The organism is Saccharothrix xinjiangensis (assembly GCF_039527585.1).
GTDB lineage: Bacteria > Actinomycetota > Actinomycetes > Mycobacteriales > Pseudonocardiaceae > Actinosynnema > Actinosynnema xinjiangensis.
Genome location: NZ_BAAAKE010000016.1, coordinates 27,196 through 49,965 on the forward strand (window position 1 = coordinate 27,196; position 22,770 = coordinate 49,965).

Annotated in this window: 22 protein-coding genes and 1 pseudogene; 10 read left to right on the plus strand and 13 right to left on the minus strand. The window is 75.3% G+C overall.

The window, feature by feature from the left end:
- Positions 1-71: 71 nt before the first annotated feature.
- From ABD223_RS27205 to ABD223_RS27225, 5 genes and pseudogenes are all read left to right on the plus strand, one after another.
- Positions 72-966: pseudogene (locus ABD223_RS27205) on the plus strand (IS5 family transposase).
- 38 nt (positions 967-1,004) lie between these two features.
- On the plus strand, positions 1,005-1,964 hold the full coding sequence (locus ABD223_RS27210; protein WP_344039386.1) for an FAD-dependent monooxygenase: 960 nt from the start codon (positions 1,005-1,007) through the stop codon (positions 1,962-1,964).
- Positions 1,892-2,164: an aromatic-ring hydroxylase C-terminal domain-containing protein gene (locus tag ABD223_RS27215; protein ID WP_344039388.1), complete on the plus strand. Its 273-nt coding sequence runs from the start codon at positions 1,892-1,894 to the stop codon at positions 2,162-2,164. Before ABD223_RS27210 ends, ABD223_RS27215 begins: the two co-directional genes overlap by 73 nt.
- Positions 2,161-2,784 (plus strand): TetR/AcrR family transcriptional regulator C-terminal domain-containing protein, encoded by a 624-nt coding sequence (locus ABD223_RS27220; RefSeq protein WP_344039389.1) that lies wholly within the window; start codon positions 2,161-2,163, stop codon positions 2,782-2,784. The genes ABD223_RS27215 and ABD223_RS27220 overlap by 4 nt, the downstream gene beginning before the upstream one ends.
- A gap of 275 nt (positions 2,785-3,059) precedes the next feature.
- Complete coding sequence (locus tag ABD223_RS27225) at positions 3,060-4,286, plus strand: MFS transporter (RefSeq protein ID WP_344039390.1); 1,227 nt, start codon at positions 3,060-3,062, stop codon at positions 4,284-4,286.
- Positions 4,287-4,296: 10 nt separating this feature from the next.
- Here the strand turns inward: ABD223_RS27225 and ABD223_RS27230 are convergent, their stop codons facing one another.
- Positions 4,297-4,434 (minus strand): hypothetical protein, encoded by a 138-nt coding sequence (locus ABD223_RS27230; protein WP_344039391.1) that lies wholly within the window; start codon positions 4,432-4,434, stop codon positions 4,297-4,299.
- A gap of 143 nt (positions 4,435-4,577) precedes the next feature.
- Between ABD223_RS27230 and ABD223_RS27235 the strand changes: the two genes are divergently transcribed.
- Positions 4,578-5,900 carry a GGDEF domain-containing protein gene (locus tag ABD223_RS27235; RefSeq protein WP_344039392.1) on the plus strand — a complete coding sequence of 441 codons (1,323 nt, stop codon included), beginning with the start codon at positions 4,578-4,580 and terminating at the stop codon, positions 5,898-5,900.
- Between the two features lie 182 nt (positions 5,901-6,082).
- Here ABD223_RS27235 and ABD223_RS27240 read toward each other — a convergent pair whose 3' ends face one another.
- On the minus strand, positions 6,083-6,364 hold the full coding sequence (locus ABD223_RS27240) for a hypothetical protein (protein WP_344039393.1): 282 nt from the start codon (positions 6,362-6,364) through the stop codon (positions 6,083-6,085).
- Between the two features lie 237 nt (positions 6,365-6,601).
- On the opposite strand from ABD223_RS27240, the gene ABD223_RS27245 reads away from it, so the two are divergent.
- The 3 genes from ABD223_RS27245 to ABD223_RS27255 are packed head-to-tail and all read left to right on the plus strand — an operon-like array spanning position 6,602 to position 8,521.
- Positions 6,602-7,276 carry an arsenate reductase/protein-tyrosine-phosphatase family protein gene (locus ABD223_RS27245; RefSeq protein WP_344039394.1) on the plus strand — a complete coding sequence of 225 codons (675 nt, stop codon included), beginning with the start codon at positions 6,602-6,604 and terminating at the stop codon, positions 7,274-7,276.
- A 22-nt stretch (positions 7,277-7,298) separates the two neighbouring features.
- On the plus strand, positions 7,299-8,063 hold the full coding sequence (locus tag ABD223_RS27250; RefSeq protein ID WP_344039395.1) for an aquaporin: 765 nt from the start codon (positions 7,299-7,301) through the stop codon (positions 8,061-8,063).
- Positions 8,060-8,521 (plus strand): arsenate reductase ArsC, encoded by a 462-nt coding sequence (locus ABD223_RS27255; RefSeq protein ID WP_344039396.1) that lies wholly within the window; start codon positions 8,060-8,062, stop codon positions 8,519-8,521. Before ABD223_RS27250 ends, ABD223_RS27255 begins: the two co-directional genes overlap by 4 nt.
- Positions 8,522-8,563: 42 nt before the next feature.
- Here the strand turns inward: ABD223_RS27255 and ABD223_RS27260 are convergent, their stop codons facing one another.
- From ABD223_RS27260 to ABD223_RS27295, 8 genes are all read right to left on the minus strand, one after another.
- Positions 8,564-9,529, minus strand: a complete 966-nt coding sequence (locus ABD223_RS27260; RefSeq protein WP_344039397.1) for a nitrilase-related carbon-nitrogen hydrolase — start codon at positions 9,527-9,529, stop codon at positions 8,564-8,566.
- A gap of 117 nt (positions 9,530-9,646) precedes the next feature.
- Positions 9,647-11,059 (minus strand): amidase family protein, encoded by a 1,413-nt coding sequence (locus ABD223_RS27265; protein WP_344039398.1) that lies wholly within the window; start codon positions 11,057-11,059, stop codon positions 9,647-9,649.
- Positions 11,052-12,290 (minus strand): MFS transporter, encoded by a 1,239-nt coding sequence (locus tag ABD223_RS27270; RefSeq protein WP_344039399.1) that lies wholly within the window; start codon positions 12,288-12,290, stop codon positions 11,052-11,054. Before ABD223_RS27270 ends, ABD223_RS27265 begins: the two co-directional genes overlap by 8 nt.
- Positions 12,287-13,558, minus strand: a complete 1,272-nt coding sequence (locus ABD223_RS27275; protein ID WP_344039401.1) for a glutamate synthase-related protein — start codon at positions 13,556-13,558, stop codon at positions 12,287-12,289. Before ABD223_RS27275 ends, ABD223_RS27270 begins: the two co-directional genes overlap by 4 nt.
- Positions 13,555-14,562 carry an asparagine synthetase A gene (locus ABD223_RS27280; protein ID WP_344039402.1) on the minus strand — a complete coding sequence of 336 codons (1,008 nt, stop codon included), beginning with the start codon at positions 14,560-14,562 and terminating at the stop codon, positions 13,555-13,557. Before ABD223_RS27280 ends, ABD223_RS27275 begins: the two co-directional genes overlap by 4 nt.
- A gap of 30 nt (positions 14,563-14,592) precedes the next feature.
- On the minus strand, positions 14,593-15,855 hold the full coding sequence (locus ABD223_RS27285; protein ID WP_344039403.1) for a methylaspartate mutase: 1,263 nt from the start codon (positions 15,853-15,855) through the stop codon (positions 14,593-14,595).
- Positions 15,852-16,304: a cobalamin B12-binding domain-containing protein gene (locus tag ABD223_RS27290; protein ID WP_344039404.1), complete on the minus strand. Its 453-nt coding sequence runs from the start codon at positions 16,302-16,304 to the stop codon at positions 15,852-15,854. The genes ABD223_RS27285 and ABD223_RS27290 overlap by 4 nt, the downstream gene beginning before the upstream one ends.
- Positions 16,305-16,345: 41 nt before the next feature.
- Positions 16,346-17,659 carry a helix-turn-helix domain-containing protein gene (locus ABD223_RS27295; protein ID WP_344039405.1) on the minus strand — a complete coding sequence of 438 codons (1,314 nt, stop codon included), beginning with the start codon at positions 17,657-17,659 and terminating at the stop codon, positions 16,346-16,348.
- Between the two features lie 248 nt (positions 17,660-17,907).
- Between ABD223_RS27295 and ABD223_RS27300 the strand changes: the two genes are divergently transcribed.
- Positions 17,908-18,114, plus strand: coding sequence for a hypothetical protein (locus tag ABD223_RS27300; protein WP_344039406.1), 207 nt, complete (start codon positions 17,908-17,910; stop codon positions 18,112-18,114).
- Between the two features lie 16 nt (positions 18,115-18,130).
- On the opposite strand, the gene ABD223_RS27305 is transcribed toward ABD223_RS27300, so the two are convergent.
- The 3 genes from ABD223_RS27305 to ABD223_RS27315 form a co-directional block, all read right to left on the minus strand.
- Positions 18,131-21,223: an AfsR/SARP family transcriptional regulator gene (locus ABD223_RS27305; protein ID WP_344039407.1), complete on the minus strand. Its 3,093-nt coding sequence runs from the start codon at positions 21,221-21,223 to the stop codon at positions 18,131-18,133.
- Between the two features lie 176 nt (positions 21,224-21,399).
- On the minus strand, positions 21,400-21,786 hold the full coding sequence (locus ABD223_RS27310) for a nuclear transport factor 2 family protein (RefSeq protein WP_344039408.1): 387 nt from the start codon (positions 21,784-21,786) through the stop codon (positions 21,400-21,402).
- Positions 21,787-22,016: 230 nt separating this feature from the next.
- Positions 22,017-22,652, minus strand: coding sequence for an STAS domain-containing protein (locus ABD223_RS27315; protein ID WP_344039409.1), 636 nt, complete (start codon positions 22,650-22,652; stop codon positions 22,017-22,019).
- Positions 22,653-22,770: the final 118 nt, after the last annotated feature.

The following is a 22,770-nucleotide window of genomic DNA, read 5'->3' on the forward strand; positions in this document are numbered from 1 at the left end:
GAAGCCATTGGCCGGGTGCGGCTAGGGCGTGTCTGGCACAGGTTGAGCGTTCTGGCTGGAACTCTGGTCCCGTGTCGCGGTTTCAGTTGCTCTCGGATGCCCAGTGGTCGTTGATCGAGGGGATGCTCCCGAAACCGACGGGACGCCCAGGCCGGAAGTTCTCGGATGCGCGGTCGATGGTCGATGGGATCATCTACCGGTATCGGTGCGGGATCGCGTGGCGTGATCTTCCTGAGGTGTTCGGGCCGTGGCAGACGGTGTGGACGTGGCATCACCGGATGGCTGTCGAGGGCACCTGGGACAAGGTGCTGGCGACGCTCACCGCGCAGGCGGACGCGGAGGGGCTGATCGATTGGTCGCTGTCGGTGGACTCGACGATCGCTCGCGCGCATCAGCATGCGACGAACACGATCCGCCCCACAGGGGGACGGGTCGAACTACACGAATCCAGCGGTCGAGCCGCCTGATCACGGGATCGGCCGCTCGCGGGGTGGGTTGTCGACGAAGATCCATCACCTCGTCGACGGCAACGGACTGCCACTGGTCACGCTGATCACGCCCGGTCAGGCCGGGGACTCCCCGATGCTGCTGCCGCTTCTGAGGCAGCTGCGGGTAGGCCGCAACGTCGGGCGACCGCGCACGAGACCGGATGCGGTTCGCGGAGACAAGGCGTACTCGTCCCGCGCGATCCGACAGCACCTGAGCGAGCGCGGCATCAAGGCCGTCATCCCCGAACCCAGAGACCAGCAGGGGCACCGCAAACGCCGCGGCTCACGCGGCGGCAGGCCCGTCGGACTCGACGCCCACGATTACAAGAACCGCAACGTGATCGAACGCCGGTTCTGCCACACCAAGCAATGGCGCGGCCTCGCCACCCGATACGACAAACACGCGATCGTCTACCGAGCTGCCGTCCTCATCCACGCCGCAATCGCATGGATCCACGCTTTGTCAGACACGCCCTAGCTGGGTCGCATGATTAGTCACTGACCAAGGAGCGGGTCGTGGACGTCGACGTCGTGGTGGTGGGAGCGGGACCGGTCGGGCTGTGGCTGGCCGCGGAGGTGCGCGCGGGCGGCGCGTCGGTGGTGGTGCTGGAGGCGCGCGACGAGCCCGACCCGCGTTCCAAGGCCCTGACGATCCACCCGCGCACGCTGGAGCTGCTGGCCTCGCGGGGTATGCACGGGCGGTTCCTGGCGGAGGGCGGCCGTCTTCCCGCCGGTCACTTCGCCGTGCTGGACCGGCGGCTGGACTTCTCGGTGCTGGACACGCCGTTCCCGTTCACGCCGGCGTTGCCGCAGGCGCGCACGGAGCAGCTGCTGGAGGAGCACGCGCGCGGCCTGGGCGTCGAGGTCCGGCGCGGCCACCGCGTCGTCGAGGTCGGGCAGCGCGACGACGCGGTGGTGGTCCGCGCCGAGGGGCCGGACGGGGAGCTGGTGGTCGAAGCGGCCTACGCGGTGGGCTGCGACGGCACCCGCAGCACGGTGCGCGAGGCGGCTGGCATCGCCTTCGCCGGCACGGGGTCGCGGGTCCTGGGCCGGCTCGGCGACGTCGTGCTGGACGAGCCGCCCACCGGGGCCGCCGCGACCCGGGTGACCGGCGACGGCCTGCTCATGGTCGTGCCGCTGCCGCGGGGCCGGCACCGGCTGGTGGGCATCACGCCCGGCGACGTCCGCGCGGACCGGCCGGGGGAGTTGTCCCCGGAGGAGCTGCGCGCCAACACCACCGCGATCACCGGCGGCGACTTCGGGATGCGCGACCCGTCGTGGCTGTCCCGCTTCGGCAACGCCTCCCGCCTGGCCGACCGGTACCGGCGGGGCCGGCTGCTGCTCGCCGGTGACGCGACCCCGACCTGGGCGGCCTGTTCGCCGCCCTGCGCCCGGACCGCCACGTGCTGCTGGACCTGGGCGGCGACCTGGCCGGCGTGCCCGACGCCGCACCGGGCGCCACCGGCCCCGGCCTGACCGTGCTGCACGACGTGAGCGCGGGCGACCGCGCCGACTGGGCGGGCGTGCGCGCCGCCCTGGTCCGGCCCGACGGCCACGTGGCGTGGGCCGACCGACCGGACGCCGACCTGCCCGACGCCGTCCGCGCCGCCCTCTCCGCGATCGGCCGCCACGACCACCCGGCCGCCGGGGCGCCGCCCCGTAGGCTGGATCGGTGACCGAGACCCGAGCGGGCCGGCCGAGCCCCGCGCGGTTGGACCGCGCCACCGTCGTGCGCGCCGCGCTGGAGGTGCTGGACGAGTCCGGTGTGGACGCGGTGTCGACGCGGGCCGTCGCGGCGCGGCTGGACGTGCGGATGAACACCGTGCTGTGGCACGTCAAGACCAAGGCGCGGCTGCGCGAGCTGATGGCCGACGCGGTCCTTGCCGGTGTCGACCTGGACGGCCTGCCCGAGCCGTGGCGCGACCGGGCGGCCGAACTGCCGAGGCGGTTGCGGCACGCCCTGCTGGCCCACCGGGACGGCGCTGCCGTGGTCACCGGCGCCTACGCGGCGGGACCCGCCACCCTGCGCTTCTCCGAGGCGCTGGTGGGCGCCCTGCTCGCCGGCGGCGTCGACGACCGCCGCGCGGCGTGGACGACGTGGACGCTGACCTACCTCACCCTCGGCCTGGTGCAGGAGGAGCAGGCGGCCTCCCGGGGCGACGGCGCGCGGCTGGTCGACGCCCTGGTGCCCGACCTGCACCCCGCGCTGCACCGGATCGCACGGCACCTGGCGCCCCGCGCGTTCGCCGAACGACTGGACTTCGGCGTGGACCTGGTGCTGGGCGCGCCGAGCTGATCGCCGGTCGCCGCCCCGGCGCGACCCGGCCCTCCCCACCACCGCGCGCGAAGCGGTGGTCTTCACCCCTGACGAACCCGCCGTGCGCGACACGGGCCCACCGGCGCGACCAGGGCGCTGCGCGTCCCGCCGCCCGAGCGGACGGCGCCCAGCGCTCCGGCAGGAGCCGGCCGGGGCCGACGACGCCCCGGTCGGGTGGGCGCGCGGTCACGCGGCCGGGCGCCGCACCGGGCATCCTGGGGTCCGCGTGCACGAGCGGTGCGGAGGGGGAGTGGATGGCGGAGGCGGGCGGTGGTCCGGTGCGGCTGCGCGCGGTGCTCGCCAACCGGGAGTTCCAGGCGCTGTTCGCGGCGCAGCTGCTGAGCGTGGTGGGCGACCAGCTCGCCCGGGTCGCCCTGTCCGTCCTGGTGTACCAGCGCACGGCCTCGGCGGGCTGGACCGCCGTGACCTACGGGCTGACCTACCTGCCGGACCTGGTCAGCGGGCCGCTGCTGTCCGGGCTGGCGGACCGGTACCCGCGCCGCGCCGTCATGGTGGCGACCGACCTCGCCCGCGCGGCGCTCGTCGGCGTCATGGCGGTGCCCGACCTGCCGCTGTGGGTCGCCGCCGTGCTCCTGGTGCTCGTGCAGGCGCTCGGCGCGCCCCACGGCGCGGCGCGCGGCGCGACCCTGGCGGCCGCGCTGACGGGGGACCGCTACGTGCTGGGCGTCGCCGTCCAGGACGTCGTGGTGCAGTCGAGCCAGGTGCTGGGCTTCGCCACCGGCGGCCTGGTCGTGGCGGGGCTCGGCGTCGGCGAGGGCCTGCTGCTGGACGCCGGGACGTTCCTGGTGTCCGCGGTCCTCGTGCGCCTGGGCGTGCGCGCCCGGCCCGCCGCGCACCTGGCGACCGCGACGTCGACGGGCGCGGCGGCCTGGTCCTGGTGGAACTCCCTGCGCACGGGGCTGCGCCTGGTGCTGGGCGACCGGCGGCTCCGCGCGCTGCTCGGGCTCGCCTGCGTCGCGGGCTGCTACGTCGTGGTCGAGGGCCTGGCGGTCCCGTACGCCGACGAGATCGGGGAGGGGACGGCGGCCGTCGGCCTGCTGCTCGCGGCCAACCCGGCGGGCACGGTGGTCGGCACCGTGCTGGTGGCCAGGCTCGACCCGCGGCTGCGCGTGCGGCTGATGGGCCCGCTGGCGGTCGCGGCCTGCGCGGTGCTGCTCCTGTGCGCCGCGCGCCCGGGGCTCGTCCTCACTGTGGTGCTGTGGGCGTTGTCCGGCGCCGCCTCGGGGTACCACGTCGTCGCGCGCACGCTGTTCGTGCGGCTGGTGCCGGACGAACACCGCGGGCAGTGCCTGGGCCTGGCCGCCACCGCGCTGCGCACCGCCCAGGGCGGCGGCATCGTGCTGGCCGGCCTCGCGGCGACCGCGACGTCCGCGGCGTTCGTCATCGCGGCCGCCGGCGGGCTCGGCGTGCTCGGCGCGCTGCTGGCGACCTCGGCCTGGCGGCGCGCGAACTCCAGCTAGCCGCCCCCGGTCAGGACCCCGCCGCGGGGGTCCACTCGTTGCCGCGCGGGGTCCACTCGTTGCCGGGGTGGAACGTCCACTCGTTGCCCCGCCGGGTCCACTCGTTGCCGCGGCGGAACGTCCACTCGTTACCAGCGGTGATGCGCATGGGGTGCTCCTCGTTACCGGTCGTGCTGGGCCAGGACAAAACCGCACCCTTACGGGCTCGTGACTTGGGGTGGTCCCGTAGTTACCGTGCTGGAAACGTGCAGGTGCGGCCGGTTGGAACCGTATGGGGTTGCGAACATGAGTGTGAGCGCGGAGTCTCCGCAGCGCGGGGCGACCGGTCAACGCCTGCGCCTGGTTCAGCCGTCCCGCTGGCGGCTCTGGGAGCTACCCCGGCCGGTGCTCGCCTACGTGCTGCTCGTCGACGTCGCGGCGGCCGCGGCGATCGCGCTGACCTGCGCGTTCAGCACGATTTCCACGACCGACCTGGTGCGCTTCGGCGTGCTGCTGGCGGGCTCCGTGGTGCACCTGGAGGCGGCCCGGGGCATCGAGCGCCTGCGCGAGGTGGCGACCCAGGGCTCGCCCTACGTGAACCTCAAGAGCCTGTGGGTCTTCACCGGCGTCCTGCTGCTGCCGTTGCCGCTGGTGGTGGCGCTCACGGCGGTGACCTTCCTGTACGCCTGGGCCCGCGTGGACGGGCGTTCGGTGGCGTGCCGGAAGGTCTTCTCGGCCGCCACCTTCGTCCTCGCGTCCGGTGCGGCCGCCGCGGTGCTCGCCCTCGGCGGGCCGGCCGGGACGCCGACCATCCCCGACGGGCCGCTCGGCGCCGTCGTGCTGCTGGCGGCGGCGGTGACCTGGTGGTTCGTCAACCTCGCCCTCGTGGTCCTGGTCATCGCGCTCAGCAACCCGGGCGCGCCGCTGCGCCAGGCCTTCGGGGACCCGGCCGAGCAGCGCATCGTCGCCGCCGCGCTGGCGCTGGGCATCGGCATGGCCGTGGTGGTGGTCCACGCGCCGTGGCTGGTGGTCATCCAGATGTTCAGCGTGCCGGTGCTGCACCGCACCTTCCTCGTGCCGCAGTTCCAGCGCCGCCTCCGGTCCGACCCCAAGACCGGCCTGATGGAGGCGACGTACTTCGCGCACGTGGCCGCGGCGCACCTCGACCGGCTCCGCGAGCAGGGCGGGTCCGCCGCCCTGCTGATGATCGACCTCGACCGCTTCAAGGACGTCAACGACCGGCTGGGCCACCCGGCGGGGGACGAGCTGCTGGTCGTGGTGGCGAAAGCCCTGCGGGCGGAGCTGCGCGACGGCGACTCCGTCGCCCGGTTCGGCGGCGACGAGTTCGTGGTGCTGCTGCCGGGCGCCGGTCCCGACGACGTCCAGGACATCTGCGCCCGGCTCCTGAGCGCCCTGCGCGGGCTGGAGCTGACGCTCACCACACCGGCCGGGCCGGTCCCGGTGGGCGGGCTGACCGCCTCGCTCGGCGCCGCGCTGTCCACGGACCACGGCGACAGCGTCGACCGGCTCCTCCTCGCGGCCGACGCGGCGCAGCGGATCGCCAAGGACGCGGGCGGCGACCGCTTCGTCGTCGCGCCGCTGCCACCCAACGCCGACCTGCCGGTCCCGCGCTAGCGCGTGCAGCCGCCGAACCGGACCCCGGGTCCCGGCGTCCGGCGGCGGATTACCCGGCCGGGCCGGACACCGGGTCCCGACCACGTTCGTCGTGCGCTGATCGGCTCGAACCGTCGTGTTCCGATCAGCCGCCGATGTCGACGCGGCAGTCGGTCAACGACTCAAGCCGAGGGGTTCGCGGATCACTGGTAGTAGCAGCTCGACTGGATGACCCTGCTGCGCTCCAGCTGACCCACGGTCCCGTCGTAGCGGGCGAGGTAGTGCAGCGGCCCCCGGTAGTCGAGGATTCGGACCAGCGAACCCTGGGGGACCCAGATCCCCGAGGTGGCGCTGGTGTAGAGGATCGCGGAGCTGTTGGTGCTGCACAGCTGGTTCGGGCTGGCGGCCTGGGCGCCGGACGCCGCTGACAGGACGAGGGCTGAGGTCAGGACGGCACACGCCGCGCTGCGCAGGAGGGTACGCACGTGGTTTCCCGTTTCTGTGGGGTTCGGTACGATCTGGTACCGGGAGCGTTCGCAGCTCTGTCCTATCGTGCTGCCACGGGCATGTCCACCTGAGCGCTGCGGCATGCCGCAGGCCGGCCGAGCGCCGCAACCGCACCACCGCGGGCGCTGTGGGCCACATCCACCCGTCGAGCGATCCGGTCGACTCCACGTCGGAGCCGGTTGACCCGTCCTGTTCGGTCAGCAATAATTGACTCAATGAAAACTGACTGGTCTCCGGAGCTGGTGGCGCGGGCACGCCTGCACGCCGCGCTCGGCGAGCCCGCGCGGCTGGCGATCGTGGACCGGCTGCTGCTGGGTGACGCCGCCCCGGGCGAGCTCGGCGGCGAGCTGGGCGTGCCGAGCAACCTGCTGGCCCACCACGTCAAGCTGCTGCGGCAGGCGGGCCTGGTGGAGCGGTCGCGGTCGGAGGGCGACGCCCGGCGGACCTACCTGCGGCTGCGGACGGCGGCGCTGTCGGGCCTGGTGCCCTCGGGGGTGCGGCGGGCCGGCCGGGTGGTGTTCGTGTGCAGCCACAACTCGGCCCGGTCGCAACTGGCCGCGGCGCTGTGGTCCGAGCGCAGCGCGGTGCCCGCCGCGTCGGCGGGAACGCGCCCCGCGGCGCGGGTCCACCCGCTCGCGGTGGCCACCGCCGAGGCCAACGGCCTGTCCCTGGCGCGGGCCCACCCCCGGCACGTCGACCAGGTCGTGCGGTCGGACGACCTGGTGGTGGCGGTGTGCGACAACGCCCACGAGGAGCTCGACCCGGCCGACCGGCTGCACTGGTCGGTGCCCGACCCCGCCGCCGTCGGCACCGAGGACGCCTTCGACACCGCCTACCGGGACCTCGCCGACCGCGTCGAGCGCCTGGCGCCGGCGGTCCGCACCCCTTGAGCACCGCAGAAGTGGAGTCGCGATGACGCGGCCTGTCCCCGATCCGCCGATCCCCGCACCGCCCGCCTCTCCGCCGCCCGTCTCCGCGCCACCCGTCTCCCGCCCACTGGTCGCCGAGTTCCTCGGCAGCCTGCTGCTCGCCGCACTGGTGATCGGCTCCGGCATCGCCGCCCAACGGCTCTCGCCCGACGACGTTGGCCTGCAACTGCTGGAGAACGCCGCCGCGACCGCGGTCGGGCTCTACGCGCTCATCCTGGTCTTCGGCCCGGTCAGCGGCGCGCACTTCAACCCGGTCGTGTCCCTGGTCGACGCGATCCTCGGCGGCCTGCCCTGGCGCCGGTTCGCGCTCTACGCCCCGGCGCAGGTCGCCGGCTGCGTGGCGGGCGCGGTCCTGGCCAACACCCTGTTCGGCGCCGCCCCGATCAGCATCTCCACCACCGACCGCGCCACCTGGCCGCACGGCGCCTCCGAGGTGGTCGCCACCCTGGGCCTGCTGCTGGTGATCTTCTCCCTGGCCAGGTCCGGCCGGGCCGAGCGCGCCCCGGCGGCGGTGGGCGCCTACATCGGCGCGGCGTACTGGTTCACCAGCTCCACCAGCTTCGCCAACCCGGCCATCACGGTCGGCCGGGCCTTCAGCGACAGCTTCGCCGGGATCGCCCCGACCTCCGTGCCCGCCTACGTGGCGGCGCAGCTGGTCGCGGTGGCCTTCGCGGTGCCGCTGCTGCACCTGCTGTACCCGAACCCGTCGGCGCACGCGGTGCTGCCGACCAGCGGAGGAGCACGATGACCGAGTCCACGACCCCCCGGCGCGGCACGCGGCACAAGCCGTCGGTGCTGTTCGTGTGCGTGCACAACGCCGGCCGCTCGCAGATGGCCGCCGCCTGGCTGTCCCACCTGGCCGGCGACCGGGTCGAGGTCCGCTCCGCCGGCTCCGCACCCGCCGACCGGGTCAACCCGGCCGTGGTCGAGGCCATGCGCGAGGTCGGCGTCGACATCGCCGCCGAGACGCCGAAGGTCCTCACGGTCGAGGCGGTGCGGGAGTCGGACGTGTGCGTGACCATGGGCTGCGGCGACGCCTGCCCGGTCTTCCCCGGCAAGCGCTACCTGGACTGGCGGCTCACCGACCCGGCCGGGCGGGGCGTCGAGGCGGTGCGCCCCATCCGCGACGAGATCAAGGCCCTGGTCGAGGGCCTGATCGCCGAACTGGCCCCCGCGCCGGGCACGTCCGCCGGGACGAGCGGGTGACGGGCCGCCGACCAGGTCCGAGTTCCCGCCGGGATCGCGCGCTCAGGGGTCGATGAGGACCTCGTCCGTCATCGACGCGCGTCCCCCTGGGATCCTGGCTGTCTCGTCCACGTGGAGGGAGAACAGGTCCGGTCGGGCGTAGTGGCCGACGACGTCGAAGTCGAAGCGCGACCTCGCCAGGTCGCGCAGGTCCAGCTCCGCGGTCAGGACGCCCTCGGTCCCGCGCAGCGGACCGGCCAGGACCTCGCCGAGCGGCGAGATGATCACGCTGCCGCCCCCGACCAGGACGGTGCCCGGGTCGTCGCCCTGCACGGGGCGCACGTCGGGCGGCAGGTCGGCGCGCAGCAGGTGCTGGCACGCGCTGAGCACGAAGCAACGCCCCTCCAGCGCGACGTGCCGCATGGTGGCCTGCCAGTTCTCGCGGTCGTCCACCGTCGGCGCGCACCACAGGTCGACGCCCTTGGCGTACATCGCGGTGCGGAACAGCGGCATGTAGTTCTCCCAGCAGATCGCCGCGCCGAGCCGCGCCGAGCCGGCGGTGAAGACCGGCATGGTCGAGCCGTCGCCCTGGCCCCAGACGAGGCGCTCGGCGGCGGTCGGCACCACCTTGCGGTGCAGGCCCAGGTATCCGTCCGGGCCGAAGAACAGCGCGGCGCAGTACAGCGTGGACCCGCGCCGCTCGACCGCGCCGGTCACGACGTGGCAGCCGAGTTCACGGGTGATCCCGGCCAGCACCCGCGTCTCCGGCCCCGGGACGGTGATCGCGGAGTCGTGGTAGCGGCGGAACACCTCGCGCCCCTCCGGGGTCCGGCTGCCGACGGTCACCCCGAAGTCCAGGCCCTTGGGGTAGCCGCCGAGGAACGCCTCCGGCAGCACGACCACCTCCGCGCCCGACCCGGCGGCCTCCCTGATGAGGCCCACGGCCTTCTCCAGGTTGGCCGGGGTGTCGAACAGGCGTGCGCCGGCCTGCACGACCGCGGCTCTCACCAGGTGCTCGTCGTCGCTCATGGTGTGCACGCTACAAAAGCGCGGGGCGCGGGATCAGCCCGTCGTCGGTCCTGCCCGTCAACCCGGCACGAGGGCGCGCCGCGGTGTCCGCGGCGCGCCCCCGGTCGTGGCGCGGGATCAGCCCGTCACGGGTGAGATCGCCGGCAGTCGCAGGTCGCCGCACACGGCTTCGACGGTCGCGGCGACCGACAGCGCGGCGAAGGTGTCGCGCGGGCCGAACACCGACACGCCGAACGGCAGCGCGCCGATGAACCCGGCCGGCACGGTCGCGTTCGGCAGGCCCGCCAGGGCGGGGATCGTGGTGGTGTTGCGCACCACCGGGTCGCCGCCGTGGTCGAGGGGCCACGCCGGTTCGGTGGTCGGCGCGACGATCGCGGTCAGGTCGTGTTCCGCGAGCACGCCCGCCACCGCGTCCTGGGCCCACCAGCGCGCCCGCGCCCGCTTCGCGGCCGCCTCGCCCAGCTGCTCGTCGGTCAGGGCGGCGGCCCGCTCCAGCACGTCCTGCCCGAACAGGCTCAGCTCCACCGGGTCGCGGAGGTTGGCCTCGACCAGCCCCGCCAGGGTGGTCACGGGTGCGCGCCGCGCGGTCAGGTAGCCCTCCAGGCCGACGCGGAACTCGGCGAACAGCGCGTCCAGGCCGTCGACCAGGCGCGGCACGTCCCAGGGCAGCTCGACCGGCACCACGACCGCGCCCGCGTGCCGCAGCTCCTCGGTGACGCGGTCCAGCTCGGCGTGCACCCCGGGGTCCATCCGCCTGCCGCGCCACAGGCCCAGCCGCAGGCCGGTCACCGGCGCGCCGGGCGCCGCCGGCAACCCGGTCAGCGCGCCCAGGCAGGCCGCGGCGTCGGCGACGGAGCCCGCGAGCACGCCCACGGCGTCCTGCGCCCGCGACACCGGCACCACGCCGCGGCCGGGCAGCAGGCCCAGCGCCGGTTTCACGCCGACCACCCCGGTCAGCGCCGCCGGGACCACGATCGAGCCGTCGGTCTCGGTGCCCAGGGCCAGCGGCGCCATGCCGGCCGCGACCGCGGCGGCCGAACCGGAGGACGAGCCACCCGGGCTGTGGTCGAGCGCGTGCGGGTTGCGGGTCTGCCCGCCCACCGCGGACCAGCCCTCGACCGCGCCGGTGGAGCGGAAGTTGCCCCACTCGGACAGGTTGGTCTTGCCCAGCACCACCGCGCCCGCCCGGCGCAGGCGGACCACCACGTCGGCGTCCCGGCGCGGCGGTTCGCCGGCCAGCACGCGGGAGCCCGCGGTGGTCGCCAGGCCCGCGGTGTCGATGTTGTCCTTCACCAGCACCGGCACGCCCTCCAGGGCGCGGGCCGCGCCGGCGGCGATCCGGCGGTCGCTCTCCCGCGCCTGCGCCGCGGCGGTCGGGTCGAGCGCGAGGACGGCCCGCACCAGCGGGTCCACCGCGGCGATCCGGTCGGCGCAGGAGGCCACCAGGTCGCCGGCGGTCACCTCGCCCCGGTCCAGGCGCGCCCTCAGGTCGGTCAGCGACGGCCATCCGGCCGCGGTGGTCTCAATCAAGGCGGGCTCCCCTCAGGATAGGTGAGGACGCGTACGCGCACACCGCCGCGACGGCCACCAGGCCGTGCAGCACCATCGTGGTGGTCAGGCCGAACAGGTCGACGGCCACGCCGATGCCGACGTTGCCGAGCAGCGGCGCGCCGAACACCACCAGCGACATGATCGACATGACCCGGCCGCGCACCCCGGCGGGTGTGCGGCGCTGGATCAACGAGGTCAGCACCACGCCCGTCTGCGCGGTGACCAACCCGAGCAGGCCGTAGCCGACCAGCGCACCGGTCAGCGAGCCCACCAGGCCGAGGCAGGCCAGCACACCGGCCTGCGCGCCGACGCCGGCCACGAGCACCGCGCCCGCCCGGCGGCCGACCGGCCACACCAGGGAGGCGACGAACGCCAGGGTCGCGCCCGCGGTGAACGCGGTCAGCATCAGGCCCGCGCCCGGCACGCCCGCGCCGATCGCGTCGGCCAGCAGCACCAGCCCGATGTTCACCGGACCCGCCGCGGCCAGCTCGACCAGGCCCACCACCAGCACCAGCAGCCGCAGGCCCGGGTCGCGGGCCACGTGCCGCAGCCCCTCCGCGACGCGCCGGCGCAGACCGGTGCTGTCGCGTGCGGCGCCGTCGCGTCCGACCGGCGCCACCGCGCCGACCGGCCGGGCCCGCGCCACCGCGACGGCCGACACCAGGAAGCTCGCGGCGTTGGCCACGGCCACCGCCACCACCCCGCCGAGGGCCAGCAGCCCCGCGCCCGCCGGTCCGCCCGCCGCCTGCCCCGCCCGCAGCCCCACCAGGTAGAGCGCGTTGCCGCGGACCAGTTGCTCCTCGGGCAGCAGCAGCGGCCGCAGCGCGCCCGACGCGGGCACGAAGAACGCGCCCAGCACCGTCAGGGCCGCCGCGGCGACCGCCAGCACCGGCACCGACGGCCCGACCGCCAGCACCACGACCGCGGCCACCACCATCACCGCGCCGCGCAGCAGGTCGGCCACCACCATCACGCGCACCGGCCCGTACCGGTCGGCGACGACGCCGCCGCCCAGCAGCGCGACGACGCGCGGCACGCCCGCCAGCGCGAGCACCGCGCCGGCCGCGGTGGCGCTGGTCGTGCCGACCAGCGACGCGGTCAGGGCCAGCACCCACGCCGCGTCGCCCAGCGACGACAGGCCGGTGGCGGCGACGAACGACAGGTAGGCGGGCGCCAGCGGGCCGCGCCGGACCCCGGCGGGGGCGGTCACCTCAGGGCTCCGAGCGGCGCGGGCACCGCCCACCCGGTCGGCGACCAGAGGTCGTCGGCGGACAGCGCGGACACGTGGTACTTGCCCAGCGCGCTGACGAGCATCCGCAGCTCCAGCGCCAGGCACTCCACCAGCCGCACCAGCCCGGCGCGCGGGTCCTCGTCCACCGCGATCAGCGCGGCGCGGCCCAGCCCGGTGGCGCGGGCGCCCGCGGCGAGGCACTTCACCGCCCGCAGGCCCTCCCACACCCGGCCGGACGCCAGCAGGCAGCCCTCGGGGGGCCCGATCCGGCGCAGGCACTCGGCCAGCGGCAGGCCGACGCCCGCCAGGAACGACGTCGGGGCCCAACCGCTGCCGCCCTCCGCGCCGTCCACGGTCACCGCGTCCGCGCCCGCCGCCCACGCGACCGACGCCGCGGCGGCCACGTCGCGGCCCGGCGGCAGCTTCACCCACACGCGGGCGCGCGGGAAGTTGTTGCGCATCAGGCGGATCTGCTGGCGCAGGATCTCCTCGGTGAACGTGCCGGGGCTCGCGCAGCGCAGCACCCGGCCGGTCTCCGGGTCGAACACCGGCTCCAGCGCGAACTGCTCGGACAGCCGCCCCGAGTCCGCCGCGTCCACCACGGTCATGCCGCCGAGGCCGGGTTTCGCGCCCTGGCCCACCTTCAGCTCGAACCCGAGCCGCCCGCTGTCCAGCAGCGGCCGGGCCGACGGGTCGCTGTAGACGAGGTTCCACACCTCGGCGTCGGCGTCCTCGGTGCTCTGCTGCACCACCACGCCGCCGAGCCCGTCGGGCGCGGCGTCGGCGTAGGCGCGGACGCGCCCCAGCAGCGACCGCCCCTCACCGCCGGTGAGCCTGCCGTAGCCGTTGACCGGCACCACGTTCTCGCCCACCACCATCGGCACGCCCAGCGCGCCCGCCTGCCCGCTCGCGGCCTGGCCGAGGTCGGCGCTGGCGACCTGGGTCGAGCCGAACGCCGACAGGTACAGCGGCAGCGCCGAGGCGAACCCGCCGACGGTCGTGGTCAGGTCCACGTCGCGGTGCAGCGGCTCGCGGGCCAGGTCGATCAGCTTCTCCAGCCGCTCCGGCACGAACACCGGCGGCACCAGCCGCGCGGTGTCCAGCTCGTCGGCGCCCGGCTCGCCCGGCGCGGCGCCGAACAGCGCGTGCCCGTAGCCGGCCAGGTCGGGGAACGCCGCCGCGGTGCCCGTGCGCGCCCGTTCCCGCACCGCGGCCTCGGGGAACGCCGCCGCGCGCAGCCCGCTCACGGCGACACCACCCCGGGCACCTTCGGGTAGGCGCTGGCCTGCCACACGTGCTCCAGGCCCGTCACGTACCGGGTCAGCCGCTCCAGGCCGATGCCGAAGCCCGCGCTGCCCGGGATGCCGTCGCGGACCATCTTGAGGTACCAGCCGTACTTGGCCGGGTTCTCGCCGGTCTCGCGCATCCGCGCGATGATCGCGCCGTACTCGTGCTCCCGCTCGCTGCCGCTGCACAGCTCGCCGTAGCCCTCGGGGGCGAGCAGGTCGAAGTTGCGCAGGTGTCCGGGCCGCTCGCGGCTCTCCTTGTCGTAGAACCCGCGCGAGCCCTTGGGGTAGTCGGTGAGGAAGAACGGCCTGCTGGCCTTGGCGGACAGCATCGCCTCGCCCGCCCAGTCGATCTCCGCGTCGGGGTTCTGGTCGTGGCCGAGGCCGTGCAGGTCGGCGACCGCGGCGGCGTGCGTGCGGCGCTCGAACGGGCGGCCGGACAGCAGGTCGGCGAACGCGTCGGGGTCGCGGCCGAGGACCTCCAGCTCCCCGGCCGACCGCTCCACCACGCGCCGCACCACGTGCGCCACCAGCTCCTCGGCCACGGTCATGGCGTCCTCGCGCGACGCGCCCGCGACCTCGACGTCGATCTGGTGGAACTCGGCCAGGTGCCTGCTGGTCGAGCTGGTCTCCAGCGGCTCCAGGCGCACGTTGGGCGCGATGCAGAAGATCCGGTCGAACGCGGTCAGCGACGCCTGCTTGTAGAGGATCGCGCTGGTCATCAGCTTGTAGCGGTGGCCGTAGTAGTCGACGTCGACCTGCTTGGCGCCACGCGCGCCCGGGTCGGTGACCGGCCCGATGATCGGCGGCAGCATCTCGGTGAAGCCCTTGCCGCCCAGGTGCTCCCGCGCCGCGTCCAGCATCGTGTGCTGCACGCGCAGCACCGCGCGGGTGGTCGGCGACGACAGGTGCTCGCGGGGGTTCGCCGGCAGCGGGGTCGCCGCGGCGGCGGTGGTGGTGTCCATGTCGCTCTCGCTCCTTGGGGTTGGGGGAGTTCAGCCGATCCCGGTCGGGTCCAGGGCGGCGTCGTCGAAGGTGCGCTCCACGTGGGACAGCGAGCGCAGCAGCTCGGCCGCGCTGGTGTCGGCGTGCCCGGTGGTCTCCACCAGGCCCGCCAGCGGCAGCGCCCCGATCCGGGACCACCGGAGCCTGCCGGTGGGGTCCACCACCGCCCTGGTGCGCCCGGCGTTGTCCGGGTGCAGGCAGTACGGCACGTCGAGGTAGCCGCGCTCGACCGCGCGGACCAGGGCGACGCCCACGTCGGGCGACAGGTCCAGCACGGCCTCGACGATGGCCCGCGCCTCGGCCAGCACGCCGGTGTCGGCGACGGGCCCGCCGGGTTCGGCGCGGGCGGCCGCGCGGCTCGCGATCCGCAGCGCCGCGACGTTCTCGTCGACCGTGGGGATGCGGTGCGCCTCCGCCACGGTCTTGACGATCAGCCGCGCCGCGCCGGTGCGCACGGCCAGCTCCGCCGCGCGCTCCAGCAGGGCGGTCGCGCCGTGCCGGGTGCGGGGGAACACGCCCATGTAGGTGTAGAGCACCACGTGCCAGTCCACGTCGGACAGGTGCTCGGCGGCCAGCGCGCGCAGCGCGTGCACCGCCTCGGCGTCCTGCTCCGGGTGGGTCTGCTGGGCGTAGCTCAGCGACACGCTGCCCAGGCCGTGCTGGCGGAAGAACAACCCCTCCAGCACGCTGATCGCCACCAGCAGCCCCGGCGGGCACAGCTGGCCCATCATGCAGCCGCCGAACGACTCCAGGTGCGGCCGGCCGCCGCGCTCGCGCAGGCCGGCCAGCAGCAGGCACGACTCGGCCCACGCGCGCACCGCCTCGGCCACCGGCACCCGGCTGTAGGGCAGGCAGTAGGACAGCGGGCCGCCCTCGGTGGCGTGCAGGCCGGCGGCCAGCAGCGCCACCACGATGTCCTGGGGCTTGGCCGAACCGTGCCGCACCTGCACCGGGAAGTCCGGGCCGTGCAGGCCCGCCAGCACCGCCCGCGTGGTCGACGGCGGGTAGGCCACGATCGGGTAGCCGTTGAGGTCGTCGCCCGCGGCGAGGGCGGCGCGCACCGCGGCGTGGTCGCCGACCCTGGTGTAGCTGTCCAGGGTGAGGGTGCCGACCGCGGGCACCCCGGCGCGCCGCACGGCCAGCAGCCCGGCGCGCATCGCCGCCGGGTCGCCGATGCCCATGCGGGGCTGCACCACCAGTTCCCCGCGGGCCGCGGCGGCGGCCACGAAACCGCCGAACGACCCGTCGCTCATGACCGCACGCCCACCGGCAGCCGGTCCAGGAAGGACCGGAACTCGGCGATGCTGCCCGCCGCGTCCTCGAACACGCCGTCGAACCCGGCCTCGGTGAGCGCGGTGGCGCGCCGTCGCCCGCCGGGGCCGTCGATGCCCAGCTTGCCGCCGACCACCACCGGGGTGGCGGCCAGCTCCGGCCGGGCGCGCAGCCGCGCGATCACCCGCTTGGCCTCGTGGAAGCCGTGCCCGTTGACGCTGCTGACCACCACCAGGTCGGGCCCGAGCCGGGCGCACTCGGTGACGATCAGGTCGTCGGGCGCGCACGCGCCCAGGTTGACCACGCGGTGGCCCAGTTCCTCCAGGACCAGTTGGAGGTACACCAGGTTCCAGGTGTGCGCGTCCGAGGCGAGGCTCGTCACCACGATGTCGAGCCCCGGCTGGGCGCTGGTCGGTTCCGCCAAGTCCATGGCAACCCCTCGCGTCGCAGGATGGTCGTGACGTTCGAAAACTAGGAGTCGCGGACCCCGGCGAGCGGCAGCCCGACCGGCAGCAGAGCGGCAGTTGCGGCGCGCGCCAGGTCCAGCACGCGGAAGCGGTCGCCGCCGACGGGCCGCACCAGGCCCAGCAGCCGCAGCCGCCGCACCAGGTGCGCGCACGCCACCGGTGGCACGTCGGCCAGCCGCGCGGCGTCGCGCGCGGTCCAGTCGCCGTCCGCCGCGGCGAGCGCGTCCAGCGCCGCCCGGTCGCCGTCCACCGCCCGACCTCCCACCGCCGGACCGTCCACCGCGGACAGCGCGCGGGCCAGCGCGCCGCGCAGGTCGGGCAGCCGGTCGGCGGTGACCGCCAGCGGGTCGGCGCGCACCAGGTCGAGCACCTCCTCGGGGCGGTGGACCAGCAGCCAGGACGCCGCCGCCTCCAGCGCGCCCGGCAGGCCGTCGAGCCGGTCGGCCAGCTCCGCGAGCGCGGGCGCCGAGCGGGCCGCCTGCCCGGGGGAGGTCCGCATGGGTGAGACCTGACCGGCCAGCCGGGTCAGCAGCCGCACCGCGTCCGGCCGGTCGAGGGGCGGCAGCGCGACCACCCGCTCACCCGGGATGTCCAGCGGTTCGCGGGTGGTGCGCAGCAGGCGCAGCCGGCGGCAGCGGTGCAGCAGGGTCAGCGCCCGGTCGGGGTCCGGCCAGCCCGGCTCGTGCCCGTCGAGCACCAGCAGCAGCTCGCGGTCGCCGACCAGCTCGGCCAGCGGCTCCAGGCCCTCGCCGTCGCCGTCGCGGGCCAGCGCGGAGTGCACCAGCAGCCGCAGCCGCCCGGCCGCGCCGTCGGGCCGCGCGGTCGCGGCGTCCCACAGCACGCGCGCCGAACCGGACTCGTGCAGCCGCCCGGCGACCTCGACGACCAGGCGCGTCTTGCCGACGCCGGGCAGACCGGTCACCGCGACCAGCCGCGAACCGCCCGCGCCCAGCAGGTCCAGCAGCGCGGAGACCTCGGCGTCCCGCCCCACCAGGGCGTCCAGCCCCGACGGCGGCGGCACCGCGTCGAGGTCGGGCACCAGGTCGATCTCGACCCCGCCGCGCGCCCGCAGCGCCGCCGCCTCGAACGAGGTCAGCTCGCGACCGCGCAACCGCAGCCCGGCCGCGATCAGCCGCACCGTGTCACGCCGCGGCCTGCTCGCCCGACCCGCTTCCAGGTCGCGGATGGCCCGCACGCTGATGGTGGACAAGTCCGCCAGTTGACGTTGCGTGGCGCCGCGCTTCACCCGGTGCTCCCGGAGGAGTTCGCCGAATTGCCGCCGCGCTGGATTCCCGTCCACGCCACCTCCAGTGGCCATGAAGACCTGCTCCCCGACATGCGGGCCGGTGAACCGTCGGCGACCTGCTCGAACGCCCTGGTGCACCGACCCGTCCACCAGCATCGCCACGCGCTTATCGCGGCGTTATCGCGGTACCCGCCGCACGGCGATAACGACCCCGATAACGGATCCATTCGCCGGCGATAATCCCGCGATGCTGAGCATTCCTAAATTTGGTTGCAGCAAGCCCGGGACGGCCGGGACGCACAGCCGGAAGAGGTCACGAAATGCGCGTCAACCAGATCATCGCCGCCACCGCCACCTTCGCCGCCGTCGTGCTCGCCCCGGTGCTCGGCGCGACCGCCGCCCACGCCGCGACGCCCGCACCGGCCGCCGTCGTGGTCGCCGAGGACACCCCGTGGGGCCCGACCGGCGACGACACGCCCTGGGGCCCGACCGGCGACGACACCCCGTGGGGCCCCACGGGGGCGTGACGGGGAACCGTGCGCCTCAGCCCGTCCTGATCAGGTCCAGCGCCTGCTGCGCCCGCAGCCGCGCCGCGCTCATGTTCCGCTCCGCGAACGTCGTGATCGCCCGCCCCAGCAGGCCGACCGCCTGAGCCCGGTCGCCCCTCCCGGCGAGCACCACCGCCAGCTCCGCCCGCGTCTCCGCCGCGCCGCCGTGGTCCATCGCCCGCTCCCGGACCTCCAGCGCCGCCCGCAGCAGCGCCTCCGCGGTCTCCTGGTCGCCCCGGGCGAGCTTCACCACAGCCAACTTGTGCAGCACCCGCGCCTCGCCGACCACGTCGCCACCGGCGCGCACCACGCCCAGCAGCTCGGTCAGCGAACCCTCGGCCTCCGCGTGCCGCCCCTGGCGCGCCATCAGGTCGCTCAACCGGTACCGGACCTGCACCTCCACCCGCTGGTTGCCGAACTCGCGGCAGATGTCCAGCGCCTCGTACAGCCGCCCGGCGGCCAGCTCGTGGTCGCCGCCCTCCAGGTCGATCTGCGCGACCTGCGTCAGCACGTACGCCTGCCCCACGGGGTCGCCGGCCAGCCGGAAGCCCTCCAGCGAGGCCAGGTAGGCGGGCGCGGCCTGCTCGTTCTCCCCGAGGCGGTGGTGGGCCAGCGCGAGGTTGCGCCGGGCCAGCGCCAGGCCCCGCACGTCGTTCAGCTCCTCGAACGTGCGCAGCGCCGGGCTCACCAGCTGGTGCGCCACCCGCGCCCGCGACCAGCTCAGCTGGAGCGACGCCAGCGAGCACAGCAGCGCCGCCTCGCCCCGCGCGTTGCCCGCCAGGCGCACCGCGGCCAGCGCCTGCTGGTGCGTGCGCTCCCAGTCGTCGAAGTAGCACCGCGCCTCGAACAGCGTCACCAGCGTGACCGCGAGGTCCCAGCACGCCTCGGCCATGCCCTCCGCGGCGGTCAGCTCGACCACCGCGCACAGGTTGGGCCGCTCGGACTCCAGCCACACCAGCGGGTCGGCCAGCAACCGGTCCACGTGGGACCGCGGCGCCTGCCAGCGCGGCGCCTCGCCGTGCAGCGAGGTGAAGTCGCCGCCGTAGACCCGCGCGTGCGCCTCGCCGGCCAGCGCGAGCCAGCCGCCCGCGACCCGGTGCAGCGCGGTCCGGCGCTCGGCCTCCTCCTCGTGCTGCTCCAGCTGCTCCCGGGCGAACAGCCGGATCAGGTCGTGGAACTTGTAGCGCGGCGCGCCGGTGACGTCGATCGCGACCATCTCCAGCATCTGCGCGTCGACCAGCCGCTCCAGCAGGTCGGTGGCGCGCATCAGCTCCACGTCCAGCAGCGCCGCCGCCACCCAGGTGGGGAAGCCCAGCCCGTCGAGCGCGCCCAGCAGCCGCAGCAGCCGGCGCGACTCGACGTCCAGCCCGTCGTAGGTCAGGGCGAGGCTGGCGCGCACCATCATCTCGCCGTGCGCCAGCTCGTCGAGCCGCCGCCGCTCGTCCGACAGCCGCTCCAGCATCCACGCCAGCGACCAGCTCGGCCGGGCCGCCAGGCGGGCGGCCACGATGCGCAGCGCCAGCGGCAGGCAGCCCACCAGCCGGATCAGCGCGGTGGCGGCGGCCGGTTCGGCGTCGACCCGCTCGTGGCCGATGACCGTGGCGAGCATGGCGGTGGCCTCGTCGTGGTCGAGCACCTCGACCTCCAGCACCCGCGCGCCGGGCAACCCGGTCAGGCGGGCGCGACTGGTCACGATCACCGAGCACGTGCTGCTGCCCGGCAGCAGCGCCTGCACCTGCCGCTCGGCCGCCGCGTCGTCGAGGACCACGAGCATCCGCTTGCGCGCCACCAGCTGCCGGTACATCTCGGCGCGTTCGTCCTCGGCGTCCGGGATGGACGTGCCGGGGATGCCCATGGCGCGCAGGAACCGGCCGAGCACGTCGGCGGCCGTCGCCGGGTGCGCCCTGGTGCCGCCGAGGTCGCAGTAGAGCTGGCCGTCCGGGAAGTGGCCCTCCACCAGCAGGTGCGCGAGGTGGACGGCCAGGGCGCTCTTGCCGATGCCGGGCTTGCCGACCAGCGCCACGACGCGGGTCGCGCGCCCGCCCGGCGCGAGCAGCTCCAGGGCCCGCGCGACCAGCTCGGCGCGGCCGGTGAAGTCGCCGATGTCGGCGGGCAGCTGGAGCGGCACCACCGGTTCCGGCGCGACCGCGACGGGCCGGGGCGCCTCGACCGGCGGCCCGCCGAGCGGCGAGCCTCCCAACGGCGAACCCATCAGCGGCGAACCCACCAGCGGGGAACTCCCCAGTGCCGAACCGCCCAGTGCCGAACCGCCCAGTGCCGAACCGCCCAGCGCCGAACTCCCCAGCGCCGCATCCCCGAGCTGCTGCGCCTCCGACCGCACGGCCAGCGCCGGGTCGCCCGCGAGGATCGCCGACTCCAGCCGGCGCAGCTCGTCGCCGGGCTCCAGGCCCAGCTCCTCGATCAGCACGTCGCGGCCCGCGCGGTAGACCTCCAGCGCCTCGGCCTGCCTGCCCGACCGGTACAGCGCCAGCATCAGCTGCCCGCGCAGCCGCTCCCGCAGCGGGTGCTGGGCGACCAGCGAGCCGATCTCGCCGACCAGCTGCCGGTGCCTGCCCGAGCCCAGTTCCAGCTCCAGCGAGGTCTCCAGCACCGCCACCCGGTCCTCGTCCAGCCTGGCGGCCCTGGCGCGCAGCACCCCGCCCGTGGCGCCGCCCAGCGCCGGTCCGCGCCACAGGCCCAGCGCCTGGCGCAGCAGCTCCGCGGCGGCCCGCGGGTCGCCCGCGCGCACCAGCGACTCGGCCTCGCCGGTCAGCCGCGCGAACACCTGGGCGTCCAGCTCGCCGTCCGCCACGCGCAGCAGGTAGCCGGGCGGGCGGGTGGTGATGGCGTCGCCGCGGTCGACGGTGGCCAGGTTGCTGCGCAGCGCCGACACGCAGATCTGCACCTGCGTGCGCGCGGTCGCCGGTGGCGAGTCGTCCCAGACGGCGTCGATCAGGTGATCGATGCTGACGACCCTGTTGGCCTCCAGCAGCAACGCGCCCAGCACCACCTGCTGCCGCCCGGGTGGGATCTTGCCCACGCGGTCGGGCCCGTTCGAGACGTGCAACGGCCCCAGTACTCGGTACACCGGAGTGGCCTGCGACAACCGTGCCCCGACTTCCAACGCTCGACTCCCAGCGCTCAGCCCCCGCTCCGACCGTAACCGGCAGTCCTGGGATGTGGCACTAGGGTGCAAACCCACCAATGCCAAATGGTCCGTTCGTCCCGGCCGGTGAGGCGTCAGGAGCAGCGCGCTTGACCCGATCAGGCGGGCGCGATGAAGAAGAACGTGCGCTTCGAGCACAGCAGCCCGTGCTCGCCTATGGCGAAGATGTCGGCGAAGCCGGTCTCGACACCCGCTCCGACCAGCCTGCCGACGACGGCCACGCGCCCCTCCGCGGCGATCACCTCGTCCACGACGTGGGTGGCCGACCGGTGTTGCCGGCGCGCTTGGTAGGCCTCGATCTCGTCCCGCCCCCGCACCTCCCGCTCGCCGGGTCGCTGGAGCACGGCGTCGGCGTCGAACAACGACGCGTAACCGTCGATGTCGCGCTGGTCGAGGTACTCGTAGCTCAACCGGACGTGCTCCACCCCCACCGCGGTGACCGCGACGCCGGGCTGGTGACGGCCCTGCCACCGGTCCGCTGCCATGCCCCTGTTCCCCCTCCGTCGGCGTCCCTGCGCCGTTCAACGTCCTCCGCTGCGCTAACCGCCCGTTATCGCTGCGCTATCACGCCCAGCGACGCACGGTTCTCGCGGAAGCCGGCGGTCGACGACCCGGCCGCCGGCCTTGGGGGGAGGGAGGGGGAACACCGGGATGCCCGCGGTCCACGGCCCGGCCGGTGGTGCTCGGCGCCGTGTCGTGAGCCGCGAGGGGCGGGTCAGGCGGGGTTGCGGGGCGCCTGCTTGAGCGCTTCCTCGACCGAGTTGGTCACGGTGAGGATGCGGCTCAGCGCGGTCAGCCAGAGCAGGCGGGACAGCCGGTGCTCCCCGGGGAGCACCACGACCAGGTCCAGGCCCTTGTCCTTGGCGGCGTTGTGCACCCGGATCAGCGACGACAGGCCCGTCGAGGCGACGAAGCCCACCTCCTGGAGGTCCACCACCAGCAGCAGCGCCTCGGCCTCGATGGCCTTGGCCATGGCCTCGTCCAGGCCCTCGTCCAACACCTCGGCGGTGTTGTGGTCGACGTCACCACCGACCCGCACCGCCACCGCCTGGGCCTCGGCGAGGGGCTCGACCCGCGTCCAGGGGGCCTTCGCCGGGGCGGTCGCCGCCGGGGTGGACGGCCCGGTGGTGGCCGGCTCTGAGGTGGACGGCTCTGGGGTGGACGGCTCTGGGGTGGACGCGGCCGGTTCCGAGGTGGATGCCTCCGGCGTGGTCGCCTTCGAGTCGGTCTCCTCCGGCGTGGTCTCCTCCGGCGCGGTCGGTTCGGGCGTGGTCGGTCCCGGGGCGGTCGGCTCCGGTGTGGTCGCCTCGGGGGCGGTCGTCTCCGGTGTAGTCGGCTCCGGCGTAGTCACGGCACCACTCAACCACGCTGGTCGGCCGCCTGCCGCTCGACCGGCGCGATCCCCGGTGACGACCCCGCCGGGCGGGCCGGTCCACGACCCGGTTCGGCATCCTCCGCGCAGTGGCCAC

What these genes read in the sequence shown, in the direction of transcription:
- ABD223_RS27225 (WP_344039390.1), top strand. Translation starts at nt 3,060, where the DNA reads ATGGCGGAGGCGGGCGGTGGTCCGGTGCGGCTGCGCGCGGTGCTCGCC.
- ABD223_RS27230 (WP_344039391.1), bottom strand. Translation starts at nt 4,434, where the DNA reads ATGCGCATCACCGCTGGTAACGAGTGGACGTTCCGCCGCGGCAACGAG.
- ABD223_RS27245 (WP_344039394.1), top strand. Translation starts at nt 6,602, where the DNA reads ATGAAAACTGACTGGTCTCCGGAGCTGGTGGCGCGGGCACGCCTGCAC.
- ABD223_RS27250 (WP_344039395.1), top strand. Translation starts at nt 7,299, where the DNA reads ATGACGCGGCCTGTCCCCGATCCGCCGATCCCCGCACCGCCCGCCTCT.
- ABD223_RS27255 (WP_344039396.1), top strand. Translation starts at nt 8,060, where the DNA reads ATGACCGAGTCCACGACCCCCCGGCGCGGCACGCGGCACAAGCCGTCG.
- ABD223_RS27260 (WP_344039397.1), bottom strand. Translation starts at nt 9,529, where the DNA reads ATGAGCGACGACGAGCACCTGGTGAGAGCCGCGGTCGTGCAGGCCGGC.
- ABD223_RS27280 (WP_344039402.1), bottom strand. Translation starts at nt 14,562, where the DNA reads ATGGACACCACCACCGCCGCCGCGGCGACCCCGCTGCCGGCGAACCCC.
- ABD223_RS27285 (WP_344039403.1), bottom strand. Translation starts at nt 15,855, where the DNA reads ATGAGCGACGGGTCGTTCGGCGGTTTCGTGGCCGCCGCCGCGGCCCGC.
- ABD223_RS27290 (WP_344039404.1), bottom strand. Translation starts at nt 16,304, where the DNA reads ATGGACTTGGCGGAACCGACCAGCGCCCAGCCGGGGCTCGACATCGTG.
- ABD223_RS27295 (WP_344039405.1), bottom strand. Translation starts at nt 17,659, where the DNA reads ATGGCCACTGGAGGTGGCGTGGACGGGAATCCAGCGCGGCGGCAATTC.
- ABD223_RS27300 (WP_344039406.1), top strand. Translation starts at nt 17,908, where the DNA reads ATGCGCGTCAACCAGATCATCGCCGCCACCGCCACCTTCGCCGCCGTC.
- ABD223_RS27310 (WP_344039408.1), bottom strand. Translation starts at nt 21,786, where the DNA reads ATGGCAGCGGACCGGTGGCAGGGCCGTCACCAGCCCGGCGTCGCGGTC.